The sequence below is a fragment of the Streptomyces sp. NPDC058685 genome, assembly GCF_042714725.1.
In the GTDB taxonomy this organism is placed as follows: domain Bacteria; phylum Actinomycetota; class Actinomycetes; order Streptomycetales; family Streptomycetaceae; genus Streptomyces.
In genome coordinates this window covers 1-18,956 of record NZ_JBHXSL010000053.1, presented here as the reverse complement: position 1 = coordinate 18,956, position 18,956 = coordinate 1, and the positions used below count along the sequence as shown (strand labels likewise).

Annotated in this window: 16 protein-coding genes; 9 read left to right on the top strand and 7 right to left on the bottom strand. The window is 72.4% G+C overall.

Features of this window, described 5'->3' with window-relative positions:
* The first annotated feature begins 15 nt into the window (after window positions 1-15).
* From ACFWU3_RS30235 to ACFWU3_RS30225, 3 genes are read left to right on the top strand one after another with little or no spacing between them, the layout of a single operon-like run.
* Window positions 16-780 (top strand): LamB/YcsF family protein, encoded by a 765-nt coding sequence (locus tag ACFWU3_RS30235; RefSeq protein WP_384444052.1) that lies wholly within the window; start codon window positions 16-18, stop codon window positions 778-780.
* A complete protein-coding gene (pxpB, locus tag ACFWU3_RS30230) occupies window positions 777-1,394 on the top strand; it encodes a 5-oxoprolinase subunit PxpB (protein WP_384444050.1) in 618 nt (205 codons plus the stop codon). Before ACFWU3_RS30235 ends, pxpB begins: the two co-directional genes overlap by 4 nt.
* Complete coding sequence (locus ACFWU3_RS30225) at window positions 1,391-2,257, top strand: biotin-dependent carboxyltransferase family protein (RefSeq protein ID WP_384444048.1); 867 nt, start codon at window positions 1,391-1,393, stop codon at window positions 2,255-2,257. The genes pxpB and ACFWU3_RS30225 overlap by 4 nt, the downstream gene beginning before the upstream one ends.
* 39 nt (window positions 2,258-2,296) lie before the next feature.
* On the opposite strand, the gene ACFWU3_RS30220 is transcribed toward ACFWU3_RS30225, so the two are convergent.
* The 6 genes from ACFWU3_RS30220 to ACFWU3_RS30195 form a co-directional block, all read right to left on the bottom strand.
* The gene (locus ACFWU3_RS30220) at window positions 2,297-5,890 is read right to left on the bottom strand and encodes a hydantoinase B/oxoprolinase family protein (protein ID WP_384444046.1); all 3,594 of its coding nucleotides are present in this window, start codon (window positions 5,888-5,890) and stop codon (window positions 2,297-2,299) included.
* On the bottom strand, window positions 5,887-7,071 hold the full coding sequence (locus ACFWU3_RS30215; protein WP_384444044.1) for a GDSL-type esterase/lipase family protein: 1,185 nt from the start codon (window positions 7,069-7,071) through the stop codon (window positions 5,887-5,889). Before ACFWU3_RS30215 ends, ACFWU3_RS30220 begins: the two co-directional genes overlap by 4 nt.
* Window positions 7,068-8,246, bottom strand: coding sequence for a glycosyltransferase (locus ACFWU3_RS30210; protein WP_384444042.1), 1,179 nt, complete (start codon window positions 8,244-8,246; stop codon window positions 7,068-7,070). Before ACFWU3_RS30210 ends, ACFWU3_RS30215 begins: the two co-directional genes overlap by 4 nt.
* A complete protein-coding gene (locus ACFWU3_RS30205) occupies window positions 8,243-9,367 on the bottom strand; it encodes a glycosyltransferase family 4 protein (RefSeq protein WP_384444040.1) in 1,125 nt (374 codons plus the stop codon). The genes ACFWU3_RS30210 and ACFWU3_RS30205 overlap by 4 nt, the downstream gene beginning before the upstream one ends.
* Before the next feature lie 94 nt (window positions 9,368-9,461).
* Window positions 9,462-10,880, bottom strand: coding sequence for a HEAT repeat domain-containing protein (locus ACFWU3_RS30200; protein ID WP_384444038.1), 1,419 nt, complete (start codon window positions 10,878-10,880; stop codon window positions 9,462-9,464).
* A gap of 264 nt (window positions 10,881-11,144) precedes the next feature.
* Complete coding sequence (locus ACFWU3_RS30195) at window positions 11,145-11,537, bottom strand: ankyrin repeat domain-containing protein (RefSeq protein WP_384444036.1); 393 nt, start codon at window positions 11,535-11,537, stop codon at window positions 11,145-11,147.
* A gap of 299 nt (window positions 11,538-11,836) precedes the next feature.
* Here ACFWU3_RS30195 and ACFWU3_RS30190 point away from each other — a divergent pair, with 299 nt between their 5' ends.
* Together ACFWU3_RS30190 and ACFWU3_RS30185 are read left to right on the top strand one after the other, a co-directional pair.
* Window positions 11,837-12,031: a hypothetical protein gene (locus ACFWU3_RS30190; protein ID WP_313947538.1), complete on the top strand. Its 195-nt coding sequence runs from the start codon at window positions 11,837-11,839 to the stop codon at window positions 12,029-12,031.
* 52 nt (window positions 12,032-12,083) lie between these two features.
* On the top strand, window positions 12,084-13,688 hold the full coding sequence (locus ACFWU3_RS30185) for a hypothetical protein (protein ID WP_384444034.1): 1,605 nt from the start codon (window positions 12,084-12,086) through the stop codon (window positions 13,686-13,688).
* 135 nt (window positions 13,689-13,823) lie between these two features.
* Here the strand turns inward: ACFWU3_RS30185 and ACFWU3_RS30180 are convergent, their stop codons facing one another.
* Window positions 13,824-15,323: a PLP-dependent aminotransferase family protein gene (locus ACFWU3_RS30180; RefSeq protein ID WP_384444032.1), complete on the bottom strand. Its 1,500-nt coding sequence runs from the start codon at window positions 15,321-15,323 to the stop codon at window positions 13,824-13,826.
* Window positions 15,324-15,387: 64 nt separating this feature from the next.
* Between ACFWU3_RS30180 and ACFWU3_RS30175 the strand changes: the two genes are divergently transcribed.
* From ACFWU3_RS30175 to ACFWU3_RS30160, 4 genes are all read left to right on the top strand, one after another.
* Window positions 15,388-16,080 (top strand): YitT family protein, encoded by a 693-nt coding sequence (locus ACFWU3_RS30175; protein ID WP_384444030.1) that lies wholly within the window; start codon window positions 15,388-15,390, stop codon window positions 16,078-16,080.
* The gene (locus ACFWU3_RS30170; RefSeq protein WP_384444028.1) at window positions 16,077-16,841 is read left to right on the top strand and encodes a glycerophosphodiester phosphodiesterase family protein; all 765 of its coding nucleotides are present in this window, start codon (window positions 16,077-16,079) and stop codon (window positions 16,839-16,841) included. Before ACFWU3_RS30175 ends, ACFWU3_RS30170 begins: the two co-directional genes overlap by 4 nt.
* 38 nt (window positions 16,842-16,879) lie before the next feature.
* Window positions 16,880-18,226 (top strand): MFS transporter, encoded by a 1,347-nt coding sequence (locus tag ACFWU3_RS30165; protein WP_384444026.1) that lies wholly within the window; start codon window positions 16,880-16,882, stop codon window positions 18,224-18,226.
* A gap of 266 nt (window positions 18,227-18,492) precedes the next feature.
* Entirely contained in the window at window positions 18,493-18,867 is a 375-nt protein-coding gene (locus ACFWU3_RS30160; protein ID WP_003959706.1) for an RNA polymerase-binding protein RbpA, read from the top strand.
* The last annotated feature ends 89 nt before the right edge of the window (window positions 18,868-18,956 follow it).

Genomic DNA, 18,956 nt, shown 5'->3' with positions numbered 1-18,956 from the left:
GGAAAGAAGGAGCACATGACCTGGGCGTCGATCGACCTCAACGCCGACCTCGGCGAAGGCTTCGGCCGCTGGCAACTCACCGACGACGAACAGCTGCTGTCCGTCGTCACCAGCGCCAACGTCGCCTGCGGCTTCCACGCCGGTGACGCGGCCACCATGCGCCGCGTCTGCACGCTCGCGGCCGAACGGTCGGTGCGGATCGGCGCCCAGGTCTCCTATCGCGACCTCGCCGGTTTCGGACGGCGTTCCATGGACGTGCCACCGGACGAGCTGGCGGCCGAGATCGCCTACCAGATCGGCGCTTTGGAGATCTTCGCCCGCGCCGCCGGCTCCCGCGTCTCGTACGTCAAACCGCACGGCGCGCTCTACAACCGTGTCGTGCACGACGAGGAGCAGGCGGCCGCCGTCGTCGAGGGCGTCATGCTGTCGGGTGAGCGTCTGCCGCTGCTCGGGCTCCCCGGCTCGAAGCTGCACACCATGGCGGAGAAGGCCGGACTGCCCGCGATCACCGAGGCGTTCGCCGACCGCGCGTACACCGCCGAGGGGACGCTGGTGCCCCGGAGGGAGGAGGGCGCGGTCCTCACCGATCCGTCGGCCGTGGTCGAACGGTCCGTCAGCATGGCCCGGTTCGGGGTGGTCACCGCGCGGTGCGGCAAGTCCGTTCCCGTCCGGGCCCGTTCGCTGTGTCTGCACGGCGACACCCCCGGCGCCGTCGCCCTCGCCCGGCGTGTACGGGGGCAGTTGGAGGCCGCGGGTGTGCGTGTGGAGGCGTTCGTATGAGGGTGCTGCCGGTCGGTGACCGGGCGCTGCTCGTCGAGCTCGGGGACGGCGACGAGGCGGGTGCGCTCCATGCCGAGCTGCTGCGCCGCCGGGCGGCGGGCACGCTCCGGCCGGTGCGGGAGATCGTCCCGGCGGCACGGACCGTCCTGCTGGACGGGCTCGACGACCCGGGGCACTGGGCCGAGGAGCTGGCGGCGTGGGACGTGCCGCCGCTTCGCGCGCGCGTGGACGACGCCATCGAGGTGCCGGTGCGCTACGACGGCCCCGATCTCGCCGACGTCGCCGCACTGTGGCAGGTGACGGAGGACCAGGTGGTGGAGATCCACGCGGCGACCGAATTCCGCGTCGCCTTCTGCGGATTCGCCCCCGGGTTCGGCTACCTCACGGGCCTTCCCCAGCAGTACGCCGTGCCGCGCCGGGCGACCCCGCGCACCGCGGTCCCCGCCGGTTCCCTCGGTCTCGCCGGTCCGTACACCGGGATCTATCCGCGCTCCTCCCCCGGTGGCTGGCAGCTGATCGGCTCCACGGCTCTGGAGCTGTGGGACCCGGCCCGCGAGCCGGCCGCCCTCCTCTCCCCCGGCACCCGGGTGCGCTTCGTGCCGGAGGGCCGATGACCGACCGGGCGATCGCCGTCGTACGGGCCGGGGCGCTGAGCACCGTGCAGGATCTGGGCCGCCCGGGGCACGCCCACCTCGGCGTACCCCGGTCCGGGGCGCTCGATGCGCCGGCGGCCCGGACGGTCAACCGTCTGGTGGGCAACGCGGAGGGCGCGGCCGTCCTGGAGACCACGCTCAACGGCTGTGCGCTGCGCCCGCGTTGCGCGGTCACCGTGGCGGTCGGCGGGGCGCCCTGTCCGGTCACCGTCGACGGACGCCCCGTGGCCTGGGGAGCACCGGTCCGGGTGGCCGCGGGCTCCCTCATCGAGGCCGGCTGGGCCGCGCGGGGCGTCCGGTCGTATGTGGCGGTCGCCGGAGGGTTCGCGGTGGAACCCGTCCTGGGCAGCCGCTCCACGGACCTGCTGTCCGGTCTCGGACCGGCGCCGCTCGCGGACGGCGCGGTGCTGCCGCTCGGCATGCCCATCGGGCAGCCGGCGCGACTCGACGGCGGTGTGCCGTGGCCCGCGCCGCCCGCGGAACTGATCCTGCGCGTACGGCTGGGACCGCGTGCGGACTGGTTCACGGACGGGGCCCTGCGCACGCTGGCCTCCGGCGGATACCGGGTCTCCGCGTCGAGCAACCGCATCGGTCTGCGGACGGAAGGCCCCGCGCTGGAGCGGGCGCGGACCGGTGAACTGCCCAGCGAGGGCATGGTGCTGGGGGCCCTCCAGGTCCCGCCGGACGGCTGCCCGGTGGTCTTCCTCGCCGATCATCCGACGACCGGGGGCTATCCGGTCGTGGCGGTGGTCGACCCGCGGGACCTCCCCGCTGCGGCCCAGGCGGCACCCGGCACCCCGGTCCGTTTCGTCCCCGTCCGCTGACCGAGCCCGGATCAGCGGACGGCGGACGCGCGGCAGACCTCAGACCCGCTCCCCGTAGCCACCGCCGCCGGGCGTTCTGACCACCAGGACGTCGTCCGGCCCCACATCCACCGAGTCGACGCCCTTCAGTTCCGTCACACCCCCGTCGGCGCGCTCCACCCGGTTCTCGCCGAGCGCGCCCGTCCCACCGCCCGCCATCCCGTACGGCGCGACGCGGCGGTGTCCGGTGAGCAGCGCCACCGTCATCGGCTCCAGGAAGCGGATCCTGCGCTCGACGCCCTGTCCGCCGTGCCAGCGTCCGTCGCCCCCGCTGTCGTCGCGTACCGCGAAGGCGTCCACCCGCACCGGATAGCGCCACTCCAGCACTTCGGGGTCGGTGAGCCGCGAGTTGGTCATGTGCGTCTGGACGGCGTCGGCTCCGTCGAAGCCGTCGCCCGCCCCCGAACCGCTCGCCACCGTCTCGTAGTACTGCACCCGGTCGTTGCCGAACGTCAGGTTGTTCATGGTGCCGGAGCCCTCCGCCTGGACGCCGAGCGCCGCGTACAGCGCGCCGGTGACGGCCTGCGAGGTCTCGACATTGCCCGCCACGGTCGCCGCCGGGTGGACGGGCGCCAGCATCGATCCCTCGGGTACCCGGACCTCCAGCGGCTCCAGACAGCCGCTGTTGAGCGGGATGTCGTCGGCGACGAGGGTGCGGAAGACATAGAGCACGGCTGCCATCACGACCGAGGTGGGCGCGTTGACGTTGCCCGGCTGCTGCGGCGAGGTGCCGGTGAAGTCGATGACGGCGCTGCGTTCGTCCCGGTCCACCCGCAGCGCGACACGGATGACCGCCCCGCCGTCGGTCTCGTAGCAGTACTCACCGTCGTCGAGATCGGCCACGATCCTGCGGACCGATTCCTCGGCGTTGTCCCGGACGTGGCGCATATAGGCCTGCACGACGTCGAGCCCGAACTCGTCGACCATACGGCGCAGTTCCTCGATGCCCTTCTCGTTGGCCGCGATCTGGGCGCGCAGATCGGCGAGGTTGGTGTCGGGTGCACGGGAGGGGTACGCCGCCGTGGTCAGCAGGTCGCGGGTCTCCTCCTCGCGCAGCACGCCGTCCCGGACGAGCAGCCAGTTGTCGAAGAGCACGCCCTCCTGGTCGATCGTCTCGCTGAACGCGGGCATCGAGCCCGGAGTGATGCCGCCGATCTCCGCGTGGTGGCCGCGGGAGGCGACGAGGAAGCGCAGCTCGTCACCGTCGAACACGGGCGTCACCACGGTCACATCGGGCAGATGCGTGCCGCCGTGGTACGGGTCGTTGATGGCGTAGACGTCGCCCGGCCGCAGACCGTCCCCGTTGCGGCGCAGCACCTCCTTGATCGACTCGCCCATCGAGCCGAGGTGTACGGGAATGTGCGGCGCGTTGGCGATCAGATTCCCCTCGGCGTCGAAGAGTGCGCACGAGAAGTCCAGCCGTTCCTTGATGTTGACGGAATGGGCGGTGTTCTCCAGCCGCACGCCCATCTGCTCGGCGATGGCCATGAAGAGGTTGTTGAAGACCTCCAGCAGCACCGGGTCGACGTCGGTGCCGACGGCGGTTCTGCCGGGCCGGGGCCGTACGCGCGTCAGGAGCAGATGACCGCCCTCGTCCGGCGCAGCCCGCCAGCCCGGGTCGACGACCGTGGTGGCGTCGGACTCGGCGATGATCGCGGGTCCTTCGACGGTGTCGCCCTGACCGAGGTCGCCGCGCCGGTACAGCGGCACCTCCTGCCGCTCGCCGCCCACGAACACCGGCACACGCGCCCGGGGGACGAACTCGCCACCGCGCTCGGTCTCCTCGACGACATGAGCGCCGTGCTCGCCCGCCGTCCCCACCGCCTCGACGGAGACCGCCTCCACGACGAGCGGCTTGTCCATGGTGAAGGCGTAGCGGGCCCGGTGGGCCGAGGTGAAGGACTCCCTCATGGCGGCCGTGCCCTCCAGCGGCACGGGCAGGCTCGCGTCGGTACCGGCGTAGCGGAGCAGGACGCGTGCGCGGGTGGTGATCGCGTCGTCCGGGACGTTGTCGTCGCGCAGTTCGGCCCGGGTGCGGGCGGCCAGCTCGTCGCAGAGGGTGCCGACCCGCGCGCGGGTCTCCTCGTCCAGCTCCGCCTCCACGGACTGCTCCAGCATGGCGGTCGCGTCGGCGAGGCCGATGCCGTACGCGGAGAGCACTCCCGCGAGCGGCGGCACGATCACAGTGTCGACGCCCAGCGCGTCCGCGACGGCACAGGCGTGCTGGCCGCCCGCGCCGCCGAAGGAGTTGAGGGCGTAGCCGGTGACATCGTGGCCGCGCTGGACGGAGATCTTCTTCACCGCGTTCGCCATGTTCAGCACGGCGATCTCGAGGAAACCGGCGGCGACTTCCTCGGGGGTGCGCCGCACTCCGCTCTCCCGGTCGACCTGCTCGGCGAGTTCGGTGAACCGTTCCCGTACGACGTCGGCGTCCAGCGGCCGGTCGCCGTCGGGCCCGAAGACGGCGGGGAAGTGGTCGGGCTGGATCCGGCCGAGCATCACATTGGCGTCGGTGACGGTGAGGGGCCCGCCGCGGCGGTAGCAGGCAGGCCCGGGGTCCGCGCCGGCGGAGTCGGGGCCGACGCGGTACCGGCGGCCGTCGAAGTGGAGCACGGAACCCCCACCGGCGGCGACGGTGTGGATGTTCATCATCGGCGCCCGCATCCGGACCCCGGCGACCTGGGTGCCGAGTTCGCGCTCGAACTCCCCCGCGTAATGGGACACATCGGTGGACGTACCGCCCATGTCGAAGCCGATGACCCGTCCGTAACCGGCCTGTTGGGCGGTGCGCGCCATGCCGACGACGCCGCCGGCCGGGCCCGACAGGACGGCGTCCTTGCCCCGGAAGTGAGCGGCTTCGCGCAGTCCGCCGTTGGACTGCATGAACATCAGCCGGATGTCGGCGAGTTCGGAGGCGACCTCGTCGACGTAGCGGCGGAGGATGGGCGAGAGGTAGGCGTCCACGACGGTCGTGTCACCGCGCGGCACGAGCTTGATGAGCGGGCTGACCTCGTGGGAGCAGCTGATCTGGGTGTAGCCGAGTTCGCGTGCCGCTTCGGCGATGCGCTGCTCGTGGCCGGGGTGGCGGTAGCCGTGCATCAGCACGATCGCCGCGCTGCGGAAGCCGTCGGCGCGGGCCGCCGTCAGCTGCTCGGTGACGTCGTCCAGGTCGAGCGGCCGGATGATCTCCCCGTGCGCGTCGACGCGTTCGGGGACCTCGATGACCCTTTCGTACACGGCCTCGGGCAGGACGATCCTGCGGTCGAAGATCCGCGGCCGGTTCTGGTACGCGATGCGCAGGGCGTCCCGGAAGCCCTCGGTGACGACCAGGACGGTCGGTTCGCCTCGGCGCTCCAGCAGGGCGTTGGTGGCGACGGTGGTGCCCATCTTCACGCTGTCGACGCGGTCGGCCGGCACGGGCTGGTCGGGCCCGGTGCCGAGCAACAGCCGGATCCCCGCCACGGCCGCGTCCCGGTAGCGCTCGGGGTTGTGCGAGAGCAGCTTCCGGGACACCAGCCTGCCGTCGGGGCGCCGGCCCACGACGTCGGTGAAGGTGCCGCCACGGTCGATCCAGAACTCCCAGCGCCCGCTCATTCCCCCATTCTGGCAAGCGGGACCTCCAGGGACACGGCGGCGAGCGCGGCGGAGAGTGCGTGCTCCGCGCTCCGGTCCAGGCGTTCGCTGGTGCCGCGCGCCCAGTGGCGCACCTCGGAACCGGCGAGTCGCATCAACTGCGGCAGCAGATCGGTGCAGCGCCGGGCCACCCAGCCGGTGCCCGCCGTGGCGAGCCACAGGAGGGATGCCGCCCTGGTCGGCGGGGGCCGGGTCGGTTCGGCGCCGGGCGCCTGACCGCGGGCGAGCCCGTACCCGCCGAGGAGTTCGTGGAAGCGCAGCGCGATCATGCGGTGGCCGCGCTCCCCCGGATGCAACCGGTCCGCGCTCCACATGGACCGGTCGAGGACCCACGCGCCGTCGCTCGCGTGGAGGTGGACGGCGTCGTAGCGGGCGGACAGGGCGTGCACGACGGCGTTGACCGCACGCTGGCGGCGGGCGAGCGGCCTGGCGAGCGGGAGCGGAAGCCCCAGCATGGTCCCCGGGTCGGGGAGGCAGGCGGTCAGCAGGACGGTGCCGCGCGCCGTCAGCCGGTCGAAGACGGAGTCGAGGCGGCGGGTGAGCTCCTCGATGTCGAAGGTGCGGCGCAGGGTGTCGTTGACGCCGACGAGCACGGAGGCGATGTCGGGCCGGAACGCGAGCGCCTCGGGCGCCTGCCGTTCGGCGACGTCCTCGGTGAGGGCGCCGCTGACGGCGAAGTTGCGGAACTCGGCCGGCGCCGAGCGGTCGCCGAGCCCGGCCGCGAGGAGTGCGGCCCAGCCCCGCCAGCCGTCGTCGACCCGGTCGCCGACGCCTTCCGTGAGGGAGTCGCCGAGGGCCGCGAACCGCAGGGCGCGCGGCGGTGCGGACGGGGGGCCGCTCTCCGGGCCGGGTACCGCCGCGAGCGGGCGGGCCGGTGCGAGGGGTGCCGGGGATACAAGGGGTGCCGGGCGGACGATGACGCCGGAGCCCGGCAGCTCGGTTGCGGGGACGAGGTCCGGCACGGGGTAGACCTCCGCGCCCGCGACGATCGCGGTACGCCCCGCCGCGGTCAGGTCCGCGGCGGCCGCGGTGCGATGCGGGGTCGCCGCCGGGTGCGGGGTCGCCGCTGTCGGTTCCGGGGCGGCCACCGACGGGTCGGCCTGCGACGCGTCGGCGAGCGCCCCGGCGGGCGAGGCCGTCATACCGTCACTCCCTCTCCGAGGACGTGCGGTGCGGGCCGGCCGGCCGGCCGGACGGCCGGGGCCTCCAGCGCGTCGAGGAAGGCGGTCACCGACCGCTGCCAGTCGAAGAGCTCCGCGCGCGCCCTGGCAGCCTCACGGCGTTCCCGCTCGGGGCGGGCGAGCAGCCCCTGTACGGCCTGGGCGAAGTCCTGCGGGGTGTCCTCTGCCGCCGCTCCCGCGTCGCCGATCACCTCGGGCAGTGCCGAGGAGGCACTCGCGACGACGGGGGTCCCGCAGGCCAGTGCCTCCAGGGCCGAGAGCCCGAAGGTCTCCGCGGGGCCGGGGGCGAGGCAGATGTCCGCCGCCGCCTGGAGGTCGGCCACGGCCTCGCGGTCGCCGACGTATCCCAGGAACTCGGCCGGCAGCCGCTCCGCCCGTGCCCGGCGGATCAGGGAGGTCCGCAGCGGGCCGTCGCCGGCGACGACGAGCGTGGCCCGTACTCCGCGCCGGCGCAGTTCCGCGAGGGCGTCCAGTGCCATGCCCGGGCGCTTCTCCACCGACAGCCGGGAGCAGAGCAGCAGCAGCACCTCGGCCCCGGCCGCGTGCTCGGCCCGCAGGACCGTGCTGCGCCGCCCGGGACGGCAGTGGACCAGGTCGACGCCGAGAGGCGCGCGTACGACGTTGCGTGCCCCGATGCGGACGAACTCTCGCTCCGCCCACTCGGTGGTGCACACGATGCGCGAGTAGGCCCAGGCGCTGCGGCGGTTCAGCCGGTCGGCGGCGCGGGCCGCGACACCTTCGGACAGGCCCCAGGTGCGCAGCACCCCGTCCGCGGTCTCGTGGGAGACCATCACGGAGTGGACCCTGTGGCGCCGTGCCCACTCGCCGGTCCACCGCAGGGTGGTGCGGTCGGAGACCTCCAGCCGGTCGGGCCCGACGCTGTCGAGGACCTCCCGCAGGCGTCGCTTGGAGGCGAGTACGCGATAGCCGCCGGTGCCGGGTATCTCGGGCCCGGGCAGGGTGATCACCCTGCCCTGCGGGGTCATCCGGTCGCTCTCCACGTCGCCGGGCACGATCAGCACCGGCTCGTGGCCGGCGGCGAGGTATCCCTGGCCGAGTTCGCGCAGCGCCGTGCGCAGGCCCCCGGAGGCGGGGGTGACGAAGTTCGCCAGTCGTACGATCCGCAGCCCGCTCATGCCGCCACCGCCGTCCGGGCGCCGAGGACCTCGGCGTAGTGGTCGAGCAGGGCGTCGCCGATCACGGCCCAGGTCCGTCCTTCGACGGCGGCCCTGCCGGCGCGGCCGTAGGCGGCCCGCAGCTGCGCGTCCGCGGCGAGGGTGGCGACGGCGGTCCGTACCGCTTCGCCGTCCCGCGGCTCGACGAGCAGCCCGGTGCGCAGGTGGTCGACGAGGTCGAGCGGTCCGCCCGCCGCGGGTGCGATGACGGGAACACCGCTGGCCATGGCCTCCTGCACGGTCTGGCAGAAGGTCTCGTACGGTCCGGTGTGCGCGAAGACGTCCAGCGAGGCGAAGATCCGCGCGAGGTCCGTGCCGGTCCTGCGGCCGAGGAAGACGGCTCCGGGCAGCGCGGTGCGCAGGGACGGCTCGCTCGGGCCGTCGCCGACGACGACCACCCGGACACCGGGCATGGCACAGGCCCCGGCGAGGAGTTCGACGTGCTTCTCGGGGGCGAGGCGCCCCACATAGCCGACGATCAACTCGCCGTTCGGGGCGAGGCTGCGGCGCAGCTGCTCGTCCCGCAGCTCCGGCCGGAAGCGTGCGGTGTCCACGCCGCGCGGCCACAGCCGCACCCGCTCGACGCCGTGTTCCTCCAGGTCCCGCAGGGCCGCGGTGGAGGGTGCGAGGGTGCGGTCGGCCGCGCTGTGCACGGTACGGATACGCCGCCAGGCGGCGTTCTCGCCCGCGCCCACGTAGGTGCGGGCGTAGCCGGCGAGGTCGGTCTGGTAGACCGCGACGGCCGGCAGCCCCAGCTTGGACGCGGCGGCCATGCCGCGTACGCCGAGGACGAACGGGCTGGCCAGGTGGACCAGCTCGGCCCGGTGGGCGGCGATCGTCGCCGCCACCTTGCGGCTGGGAAGCGCCACCCGTACCTGGGGATAACCGGGGAGCGGCAGGGAGGGTACGCGCACCACGGGGCAGGGTGCGCTCTCGTCGGAGCCGTCCGCCCCGGCGACGGCCGGGGCTATGACGAGCGGGTCATGGCCGCGCGCGGCGAGATGCCGGGCGGTCTGCAGGGCGCAGTGCGCCACACCATTGACGTCTGGCGGAAATGATTCGGTGATGATGACGACTCGCATACCCGTGTTGTCGTCTGGCCCGGGGTGGCTGGGACAACGTGGATCTTTCCGCTTGTGGAACGTCCCATGAGCGTTTGTGGCGGCGTCCCTGATGTCACACGGCGGGCATGTCCGGGCCGATTCTGCTCCGTACGGCCGTTTGTACCTCGGCCTCCTCGGCCGGATCGGCGGCCAGCCGGCGCAGCCTCTCGGCCACACGGACGTCTCCGGTCTCGGCGTGCAGCGCCGCGACCTCCCGGGTGGTCTCCTCGCAGTCCCACAGGCATTCCACCGCGAATCCGGTGGCGAACGAGCCATCGGTGCAGGCCAGGGCGCGGGCGGCCCTGCCGCGCAGACAGGAGGAGGCGGTCTCGCGGTAGATGTGGCGCAGGACGGGTGCGGCGCAGGCGATACCGAGCCGCCCGGCTCCGTCGACGAGGGTCCACAGCAGCGGTGCGTCCGGGCCGTCGGCCCGGACGGTCTCCCGCAGCACGCCGAGGACCAGCGTGGCGTCCTGGGCGGAGCCGCGGCAGGCGAGGACACCGGCGGCCGAGGCACCGAGGGCGTCGGGCCGGTGGACCCAGCCGCGCGCCCGGTCGACGGCTTCGTCGCCGCACATCCGCTCGAACGCGGCGACGGCGGCCTCGGCGACCGTCCGCGAGCCGGCGCCGACGGCGGCCTCGATCAGGTCGAGGACGGCGGGGTCACGTGACTGGGCGAGGTAGTGCAGCGCAGCGCAGCGGGCGCCGTCGGCCCCGTCGCGCGCGGCGGCGAGGATGGCGGGCCGGTCCTCGGACCCGGCCACGGCGGACAGACAGCGGGCGGCGGGCACATGCAGTGCGGCGCCGCGTTCGACGCCTTCGTCCGCCCAGTCGAAGACGGCCTGGACACTCCAGCCCGGCCGGGGCCCGGACGGTCGCATCTGGCGCTGCCAGCGGTCGAAGGAGCCTGCCTCCCGGGCCGCGCGGACCCGGGCGCCGACGTTCTCGCGCCGGTCGTCCGCCCACAGCCGCCACGGCCGGGGTTCGAAGGCGTCGCGGACGGCGGTGGCCAGCTCGGCCTCGCCCTCGGGGGTGGCCGGGAAACGGGCGAGGACGGGGACCGCGAGGGCACGCAGGCCGGCGTCGTCGTCGCGCAGGGCGAGTTCGTCCAGGGCCCACGCCCAGTTGGCGCCGGTCGCGGCATAGCCGCGCAACAGTGCGAGGGCGTCGGTCCTGCCGTAGGAGGCGAGATGCCCGAGCACGGCGAGCGCGAGGCCCGTCCTGGCCTCGTCGGTGTCGAGGTGGTCGTCCGTGTCGCTCAGGTGCCGCTCGATCTCCTCGAGACCGCCGTGGAGGTCGAGGTAGAGGCGGGCGTAGTAGAGGGAGCGGTTCTCGACCTGCCAGTCGTGGCGGGGGTCGTGGAGCACGCAGTGGTTGAGGGCGGCGAGCGCTTCGGCGCGCGGCGCGGCGAGCGCGTGCAGCGTGCCGTCGCCGCGGCCCCTCTGCAGCAGGCCGAGCAGGGTGCCGCTCGGCGCTATGACTGGATCGAACATGGGGAGAGCCTCACATCAAGCTGTCGACGCAACCGGGGAGATCCGGGGAAATCCGGGCAAGGGATGCCTAGGCCGCGCAGCAACATGTAGGGCCGCCCGTCGTCGTCTTCCGCTTGGTGTAGACCATCGTCCTGCCTCTCGTCGGTGGCCCCAGGGGAACTCCCGGATGAAGTCCGGGGCAGGGCCCGACGTCATGATGACCCACCCATTTCGCCACCGCGACCACATTTACGGCGTCCCTCCCGGCGGCCTTCCGGCAACCGGTCACCGGCCGCCGAAGAGCTCCAGGAGCTCTGTCTTCCCAAACATGCGCGCAGTATCCACGGCAGAGGGCGTCCCGGCGGAAGGATCCGCTCCGCCGGCCAGCAGAACGCGGATGACATCGTCCTCGCCCTTGAAGACCGCACCGGCGAGCGGGGTCTGGCCGCGGTCGTTGGGACGGTCCGGCTCGGCGCCACGGGCGAGGAGCGCCTCCACGGCGGAGGCATGGCCGTGGTAGGCGGCGAGCATGACGAGAGTGTCGCCGCGGTCGTTGGTGAGGTTCGCGGGCACACCGGCGTCGACATACGCGGCGAGCGTCTCTGTCTCGCCCTGCCGCGCCAGGTCGAAGACCTTGGTCGCGAGTTCGATCACCTCGGGATCCGGGGCTTCGCTCATCGGACGGACCGCCTCTCACTGCGTTGACCTGGGACGCACGGCAAGGACAGCCGTACGAGTGAATCGTCAGAGTACTGCCCGGCGACCGGGACGGAGCGGTCTGCCCGAGGCATGGATCACCCACGAGGGAGGCACTGTGCCGTGCGAGCGCGGAGTGTGCCCCTCGAGCGGAGAGCCGACGTCCGCCAGTGGAGTGAAATCCTGAGATTTTCACCCATTTGCACCTTTTATCGCATAGATACTTCCTGTGAGGCTGGAAGTACTCAAGGTGACTGTCCCCTCACCCAGGAGAACTCATCATGATCCTGTCCATCTCAGGCGTCGTGCTGCTGCTCATCATCGTCTTCCTGTTCTTCAGGAAGGACGGCCTCAAGGCGTCCCACGCCGTCGTCTGCACCCTCTTCGGCTTCTTCCTTGCGGGCACGGCCATCGCCCCCAGCATCAAGGCCGGCAGCCAGAGCCTCGCCAGCCTGCTGGGCGGGATCAAGTTCTGACCACTCCCGCCCCCTTCGGTACATCCGCATTCAGCACCCCCAGGAGACCCACGTGGCCCGGCGACCACTCCCCCGCATCCTGAGCAGCGGAACCGCGCAGATCGCCCGGAGCCGGGAGATCGCGCGCACGGCCGCCGACAACGCCACGGACGTACTCCATCCGCTCATCACGGTCTCCCGTGGTCTGCGGAAGCTGACCGGACTGACCCGGCAGCGGTGGGCCGCCACACCCAAGGAACGGCGTGGTCCCACCCTGTTCCTGGTCGCGGGCGGCGTCCTGGTGGTCGCGCTCATCCCGTACGGGCCTCTTCTGGCCCTCATCTCGGTGATGGCCGCGGCCGCCTGGAAGGGGCGGGTGCGCGAACCGGTGAAGACGGGGCCCGACGAGGCGGAGATCGGACGGCTCAAGGCGCTCTACGAAGCCCTGGTGCCCTACTTCTCGGTCCCCGACGACCCGGCCCCGCTCTTCGCTCACGGAGGCGACTGGTCAGGCGCCTTCAGTGAGTACACATTCGACGACGACGGCCGTCTGACCCGGCTGCACATCGCCTATCCGGCGTACTTCACGGACGGCGAGGCGGAGTCCCGCGACCGGATCGAGCAGTTGCTGCACGCCAAGTCCGGCCGCGGCCGCGAGTACCACTTCACCTGGGACGAGGAGGGCAACCGCCTCGTCATGAGCGTCCTGCCCGCCCTGTCCACCGCCATCACCGCCCAGCGCTTCGTCACCGTCCCCGGCGAGACCGTGCTGGGCTTCACCGACGAGGGCGCGGTCCAGCGCACCGTGCCGGTGGCCCAGGGCGAGGAGACGCGGGACGCCCCGCCGGTGATCTGGCGTACGGGCCCGCGCTCCACGGAGCCGCATCTGCTGGTCGTCGGCGAGTCGGGCAGCGGCACCACGACCCTTCTGCGGTCCATCGCGCTCCAGGCGCTCCAGCACGGCGACGTGCTGATCGTCGAGGGCAGCGGCACCGGTGAGTACGCCTGCCTGACCGGACGCTCCGGGGTGCTGGCCGTCGAGTGCGGCCTGGCGGGGGCGCTCGCCAGCCTGGAATGGGCCGCACACGAGACCGAGCGCCGTCTGATCGCCGCCAACCGCGCCCGTCAGGCCGGTCAGCCCGCACCCGAGGACACCAAGCGTCCGCTGTGGATCCTGGTCGACCGCCCGAGCATCTTCGGCCACCTCGCCGCGGCCGACGGGGACACCGAGCCCCAGCAGCTGTTGCAGGTGCCGCTGCGGCACGGCCGCGCCGCCCAGGTCACGGTCGTGGTGGCGGAGCAGTTCGACAGCCTGGACGCCCTGACCGAGACCGTACGGACGCACACCCGCGGCCGCGTGGTGCTCGGCCCCGCGACCCCGGAGCAGATCAGCACCGTGCTCGGGAAGACACCGCACACCACGCCGCGGCCGGACGTCCCGCCCGGCCGCGGCTACGCGCGGCTCGGTACCGGCCCGGTGCTGCGGCTCCAGGTGCCGGCGACCCCGGACCCGTACGACGACGCGACGAGCGAGGCACACCGCCAGGCGGTGCTGGAGCTGCTGCCCGAGCACATCGACGGGCGGGCGCCGGACGAGCCCGCGGAGCCGGTGGAGCAGCCGAAGAAGGCGGAGAAGGCCGAGGCCGGCGCGCCTGCCCCGGTTCCGGCCGAGGGCTGACCCCGGCCGGGACGGCCGCTGTCGGGAGACGTCAGGCCACGAAGGTCCGCGGCCCCGGCCGCGACGGCCGCTGTCGGGAGACGTCAGGCCACGAAGGTCCGCGGCCCCGGCCGCGACGGCCGCTGTCGGGAGACGTCAGGCCACGAAGGTGCGCGGCGTCTCCGTGCCGGCCTTCGCCCCCGCCTCCACCAGTCGCGCGGCAGCGGCCAGCCGGGCTGCCGCCTCGTCGGCCACCGGCCCGCCGACCGTGAACGGCAGACGGACGAAGCCCTCGAAGGCCCCGTCCACGCCGAAGCGCGGCCCCGACGGGACGCGTACACCGACCCGTTCGCCGACCTCGGCGAGCCGGGAGCCGGACAGTCCACCGGTGCGCACCCAGAGCGTGAGACCGCCGCTCGGGACGGCGAACTCCCAGTCCGGCAGTTCCCGGCGCAGGGCGGTGACCAGGGCGTCGCGGTTCTCACGCGCCTGATCGCGCCGGATGGACACGGCCTGGTCCCAGCCGCCGGTGCGCATCAGCCAGTTCACGGCGAGCTGCTCCAGCACCGGGGTGCCCAGGTCGGCGTAGGCGCGGGCGGCGACGAGTGAACGGATCACGTCCGGGGCGGCCCGCACCCAGCCGATGCGCATGCCGGCCCAGAAGGCCTTGCTGGCCGAGCCGACGGTGAGCACGGTGCTCCCGGCCGGGTCGAACGCGCAGACGGGCCGCGGCATGTCGAGACCGTCGTCCAGGTGGAGCTCGGACATCGTCTCGTCCACGACGAGGACCGTGCCGGCGGAGCGGGCCGCGTCGACCAGCCGGCGGCGCTGGTCCTCGTCCGCGAGCGCACCGGTGGGGTTGTGGAAGTCGGCCACGACGTAGGCGAGCCGGGGCGCCGCGTCCCGCAGCACCTGCCGCCACCGCGGCAGGTCCCAGCCGCCCAGCCCCTCCTCCATCGCCACGGGGACGAGACGTGCCCCGGCCTCGCGCATCAACTGGAGGATGTTGGCGTACGAGGGTGACTCGACGGCGACCCGTTCGCCGCGCCCGGCGAACAGATGGCAGATGGCGTCCATCGCACCCATCGCGCCGGTGGTGACCATGATCTGTTCGGGCATGGTCGGGATACCGCGCTCGGTGTAGCGGTCGGCGAGCATCTGCCGCAGGGCGGGAAGGCCCGCCGGATAGTCGCCGTGGGTGTGGGCGTACGGCGGCAGTTCCTCCAGCGCTCCCTGGACACCGCGGGTCAGCCACGGCTCGGGAGCGGGCAGGGCCGCGCAGCCCAGGTCGATCATGGAGCCGAGCGACTCGGGCGGCAGCGGCTCCAGCCCACGCGCGGGCAGCGGATTCCCGGCCGGTACGGCGGTCCAGCTGCCCGCACCCCTGCGGGATTCGAGGAAGCCCTCGGTACGCAGCGCCTCGTAGGCGGCGGCGACCGTCGTACGGCTGACGGAGAGGGACAGCGCGAGTTCGCGCTCCGCGGGGAGGCGGGCGGCGACGGGGACCCTGCCTTCGAGGACGAGCAGCCGGATACCGTCGGCGAGGGCCCGGTAGGCCGGCGGCTTGCGGGTCCCGGGGCCGGCGGGCCGCGGCTGCTGGGAGGTGAGCTGCCGAGCGAGCTGGGCCGCGCCCACCGCAGAGGTCCACTGCGTCATGGACGTCAGTCCACCTTCATCGAATTGGCCATGGTTGCCCTGAGCGGCATAGCCACAGAGTGTCATGAGTCAGTCCACCACCACCAGAGGGGGCGTCATCGTGTCGGGGAAGTCCGCGCATCTCACTCGCCGGCTGTCGCAGCTCTACATCGGTCTCACCCTCTACGGCGTGAGTGCGGCACTGCTGGTGCGCGCCGGGCTCGGGCTCGAACCCTGGGGAGTGCTGCACCAGGGCCTGGCGGAGCGCACCGGCCTGACCATGGGCGTGATCTCGATCATCGTCGGCGCCGTGGTGCTGCTGCTGTGGGTCCCGATCCGGCAGCGGCCGGGCCTCGGCACCGTCTCGAACGTCTTCGTCGTCGGTCTGGCGATGGACGGCACGCTGGCGCTCGTCCCGGACGCCCACGGCCTGCCCGTCCGGATCACGCTCCTGATTGCGGGCATCGTGCTCAACGGGGTGGCGACCGGGCTCTACATCGCGGCGCGCTTCGGACCGGGCCCGAGGGACGGTCTGATGACCGGGCTGCACCGGCTCACGGGGCGCTCGATCCGCCTGGTGCGCACGGCGATCGAGGTGGCCGTGGTGGCGACGGGCTTCGCGCTGGGCGGCTCGGTCGGCATCGGCACGATCGCCTACGCCCTGGCCATCGGCCCGCTCGCGCAGCTGTTCCTGCGCGTCTTCGCCATCTCCGATCAGGACGCAAGCAGTACGGTCGTCGCCGGCTCGACACCCGGACGGGCGATACTGCGGAAGTGAACCGCGTACTCCACCCCTATCTCGACCACCCCTCCGTGCTGCCGTTCGCCCATCGCGGCGGCACGGCGGACGGGATCGAGAACACCACCGCAGCATTCCGTCGGGCGGCCGGTCTCGGCTACCGCTACTTCGAGACGGATGTGCACACCACGGCCGACGGCAGGCTGGTCGCGTTCCACGACTCGACGCTGGACCGGCTGACGGACGCGAAGGGCCGGATCTCGGACCTGCCGTGGAGCGAGATCCAGCAGGCGAAGGTGGCCGGCAAGGAGCCGCTGCCGCTGTTCGAGGAACTGCTGGAGGAATTCCCCGAGGCCCGCTGGAACATCGACATCAAGGCGGAGCCCGCGCTGGTACCGCTGGTCGATCTGGTGCGCAGGGCGGGCGCCTGGGACCGCGTCTGCATCGGCTCGTTCTCCGAGGGGCGAGTGGCCCGGGCGATGCGCCTCGCGGGTCCGCGGCTCGCCACCTCCTACGGCGTGCGGGGTGTGGTGGGCCTGCGGCTGCGGTCGTTCGGCATTCCGGCGGCGGTACGGATGGGCGCCGTGTGCGCGCAGGTACCGGAATCCCAGGGCGGGGTGCGCGTGGTGGACCGCCGCTTCGTGCGGTCGGCCCACGACCGGGGTCTTCAGGTGCACGTCTGGACCGTCAATGACGCGGATCGGATGGCAGCGCTCCTGGACCTCGGAGTGGATGGCATCATGACCGATCATCTGGAGACGTTGCGCACGGTACTGACCGACCGGGGAGTCTGGGTCTGACCCGCGCGTCTGCACCACGGACGAGCGAGGGGGCGGGCGTGACGACCGACATCGCGGAGGAGACGACGGGGGCGGGAGACCGCCGCCGCGAGCAACGAGGCTGGTACTTCTACGACTTCGCGTGCTCCGTCTACTCGACGAGTGTGCTCACCGTCTTCCTCGGCCCCTATCTGACGTCGGTGGCCAAGGCGGCGGCCGACGCCGACGGCTTCGTGCATCCCCTCGGCATCCCGATACGCGCCGGATCGGTCTTCGCCTACGCGGTCTCCGCGTCCGTGGTGCTGGCCGTGCTGCTGATGCCGATGGCGGGAGCCTGGGCGGACCGCACCGGGCGGAAGAAGCCGCTGCTGGCCGTGGCCGCGTATGTGGGTGCGACGGCGACGACCGCCATGTTCCTCGTGGGCGGCGACCGCTATGTGCTGGGCGCGTTTCTGCTGATCGTCGCGAACGCCTCACTGTCGGTCTCGATGGTCCTCTACAACGCCTATCTGCCGCAGATCGCCGAACCCGACGAACGCGACGCGGTCTCGTCGCGCGGCTGGGCCTTCGGCTACACCTCCGGCGCGCTGGTGCTGGTGCTCAATCTGATCGTCTACTCCGGCCACGAGTCGTTCGGTCTCTCCGAATCCGCCGCGGTACGGATCTGTCTGGCCTCGGCCGGGGTGTGGTGGGGCGCCTTCACGCTGGTTCCGCTGCGGCGTCTGCGGGACCGGCGGATCACGCCGGGCGGCGAGGGCGCGGTGGGATCGGGCTGGCGGCAGCTGGTGGCGACCCTCAAGGACATGCGGAAGCATCCGCTGACGATGTCGTTCCTGCTGGCCTATCTCATCTACAACGACGGCATCCAGACGGTCATCTCGCAGGCGTCGATCTACGGCTCGGAGGAGCTGGAGCTCGACCAGACGACACTGATCGTCGCGGTGCTGCTGGTGCAGGTGCTGGCCGTGGCGGGTGCCCTCGGAATGGGACGGCTGGCCAGAACGCACGGGGCCAAGCGGACGATTCTCGGTTCACTCGGAGTGTGGGCCGTGATCCTGGCCGCCGGGTTCTTCCTTCCGGCGAAGGCTCCGCTGTGGTTCTTCGCCCTCGCCGCGGCGATCGGGCTCGTTCTCGGCGGCAGCCAGGCCCTGTCGAGGTCGCTCTTCTCACACCTGGTGCCCCGCGGCAAGGAGGCGGAGTACTTCTCGGCGTACGAGATGAGCGACCGCGGCCTCAGCTGGCTCGGACCGCTGGTCTTCGGCCTCGCGTATCAGCTGACCGGCAGTTATCGGGACGCGATCATCTCTTTGGTGGTCTTCTTCGGGCTGGGTTTCGTCCTGCTCGCGCGGGTACCCGTACGCCGTGCGGTGGCAGCCGCGGGAAACCCCGTGCCGGAGCGGATTTAGACGTTGAAGTGAAAGGCCGGTAGTGTACGCCTTTGGCCTGCCAGGCGGACCGTTACTGCGAGCTGAAGAAGTGAAATCACTGGGTGACACTTCCTGTCAGATGTGACAAACCGGGCACTGGTGGGTACCCCAACCAATGGGATACCAGCGGCACGACGGGCGACGCATGACCCGGAACGGGAATCTTTACCGCCGACCGGACGTTGACCGGATGACGACGACAGCGACACCTGTCCTGTGGGCGACAAGCCCGGGAGGCACGATTCATGAGTGAGCGAGCTCTCCGCGGCACGCGCCTCGTGGTTACCAGCTACGAGACGGACCGCGGCATCGATCTGGCCCCGCGCCAGGCGGTGGAGTACGCATGCCAGAACGGACATCGGTTTGAGATGCCGTTCTCGGTCGAGGCGGAAATTCCGCCGGAGTGGGAGTGCAAGGCGTGCGGCGCCCAAGCACTCCTGGTCGACGGGGATGGCCCCGAGGAGAAGAAGGGCAAGCCGGCGCGAACGCACTGGGACATGCTCATGGAGCGGCGTACCCGCGAGGAGTTGGAGGAGGTGCTGGCCGAGAGGCTGGCCGTCCTGCGCTCCGGTGCCATGAACATCGCCGTGCACCCGCGGGACAGCCGGAAGTCTGCCTGATCCGCCTGACCGCGTACACCGCATCGCACCATCTGGCGCCACCTACAACAGCATGACGCACGACAAGAGCCGCGGGCCGTCTCACCGAC

Coding starts and splice junctions, on each gene's coding strand:
- ACFWU3_RS30235 (WP_384444052.1), top strand. CDS start 16: ATGACCTGGGCGTCGATCGACCTCAACGCCGACCTCGGCGAAGGCTTC.
- pxpB (WP_384444050.1), top strand. CDS start 777: ATGAGGGTGCTGCCGGTCGGTGACCGGGCGCTGCTCGTCGAGCTCGGG.
- ACFWU3_RS30225 (WP_384444048.1), top strand. CDS start 1,391: ATGACCGACCGGGCGATCGCCGTCGTACGGGCCGGGGCGCTGAGCACC.
- ACFWU3_RS30220 (WP_384444046.1), bottom strand. CDS start 5,890: ATGAGCGGGCGCTGGGAGTTCTGGATCGACCGTGGCGGCACCTTCACC.
- ACFWU3_RS30215 (WP_384444044.1), bottom strand. CDS start 7,071: ATGACGGCCTCGCCCGCCGGGGCGCTCGCCGACGCGTCGCAGGCCGAC.
- ACFWU3_RS30210 (WP_384444042.1), bottom strand. CDS start 8,246: ATGAGCGGGCTGCGGATCGTACGACTGGCGAACTTCGTCACCCCCGCC.
- ACFWU3_RS30205 (WP_384444040.1), bottom strand. CDS start 9,367: ATGCGAGTCGTCATCATCACCGAATCATTTCCGCCAGACGTCAATGGT.
- ACFWU3_RS30200 (WP_384444038.1), bottom strand. CDS start 10,880: ATGTTCGATCCAGTCATAGCGCCGAGCGGCACCCTGCTCGGCCTGCTG.
- ACFWU3_RS30195 (WP_384444036.1), bottom strand. CDS start 11,537: ATGAGCGAAGCCCCGGATCCCGAGGTGATCGAACTCGCGACCAAGGTC.
- ACFWU3_RS30190 (WP_313947538.1), top strand. CDS start 11,837: ATGATCCTGTCCATCTCAGGCGTCGTGCTGCTGCTCATCATCGTCTTC.
- ACFWU3_RS30180 (WP_384444032.1), bottom strand. CDS start 15,323: ATGACGCAGTGGACCTCTGCGGTGGGCGCGGCCCAGCTCGCTCGGCAG.
- ACFWU3_RS30175 (WP_384444030.1), top strand. CDS start 15,388: ATGAGTCAGTCCACCACCACCAGAGGGGGCGTCATCGTGTCGGGGAAG.
- ACFWU3_RS30160 (WP_003959706.1), top strand. CDS start 18,493: ATGAGTGAGCGAGCTCTCCGCGGCACGCGCCTCGTGGTTACCAGCTAC.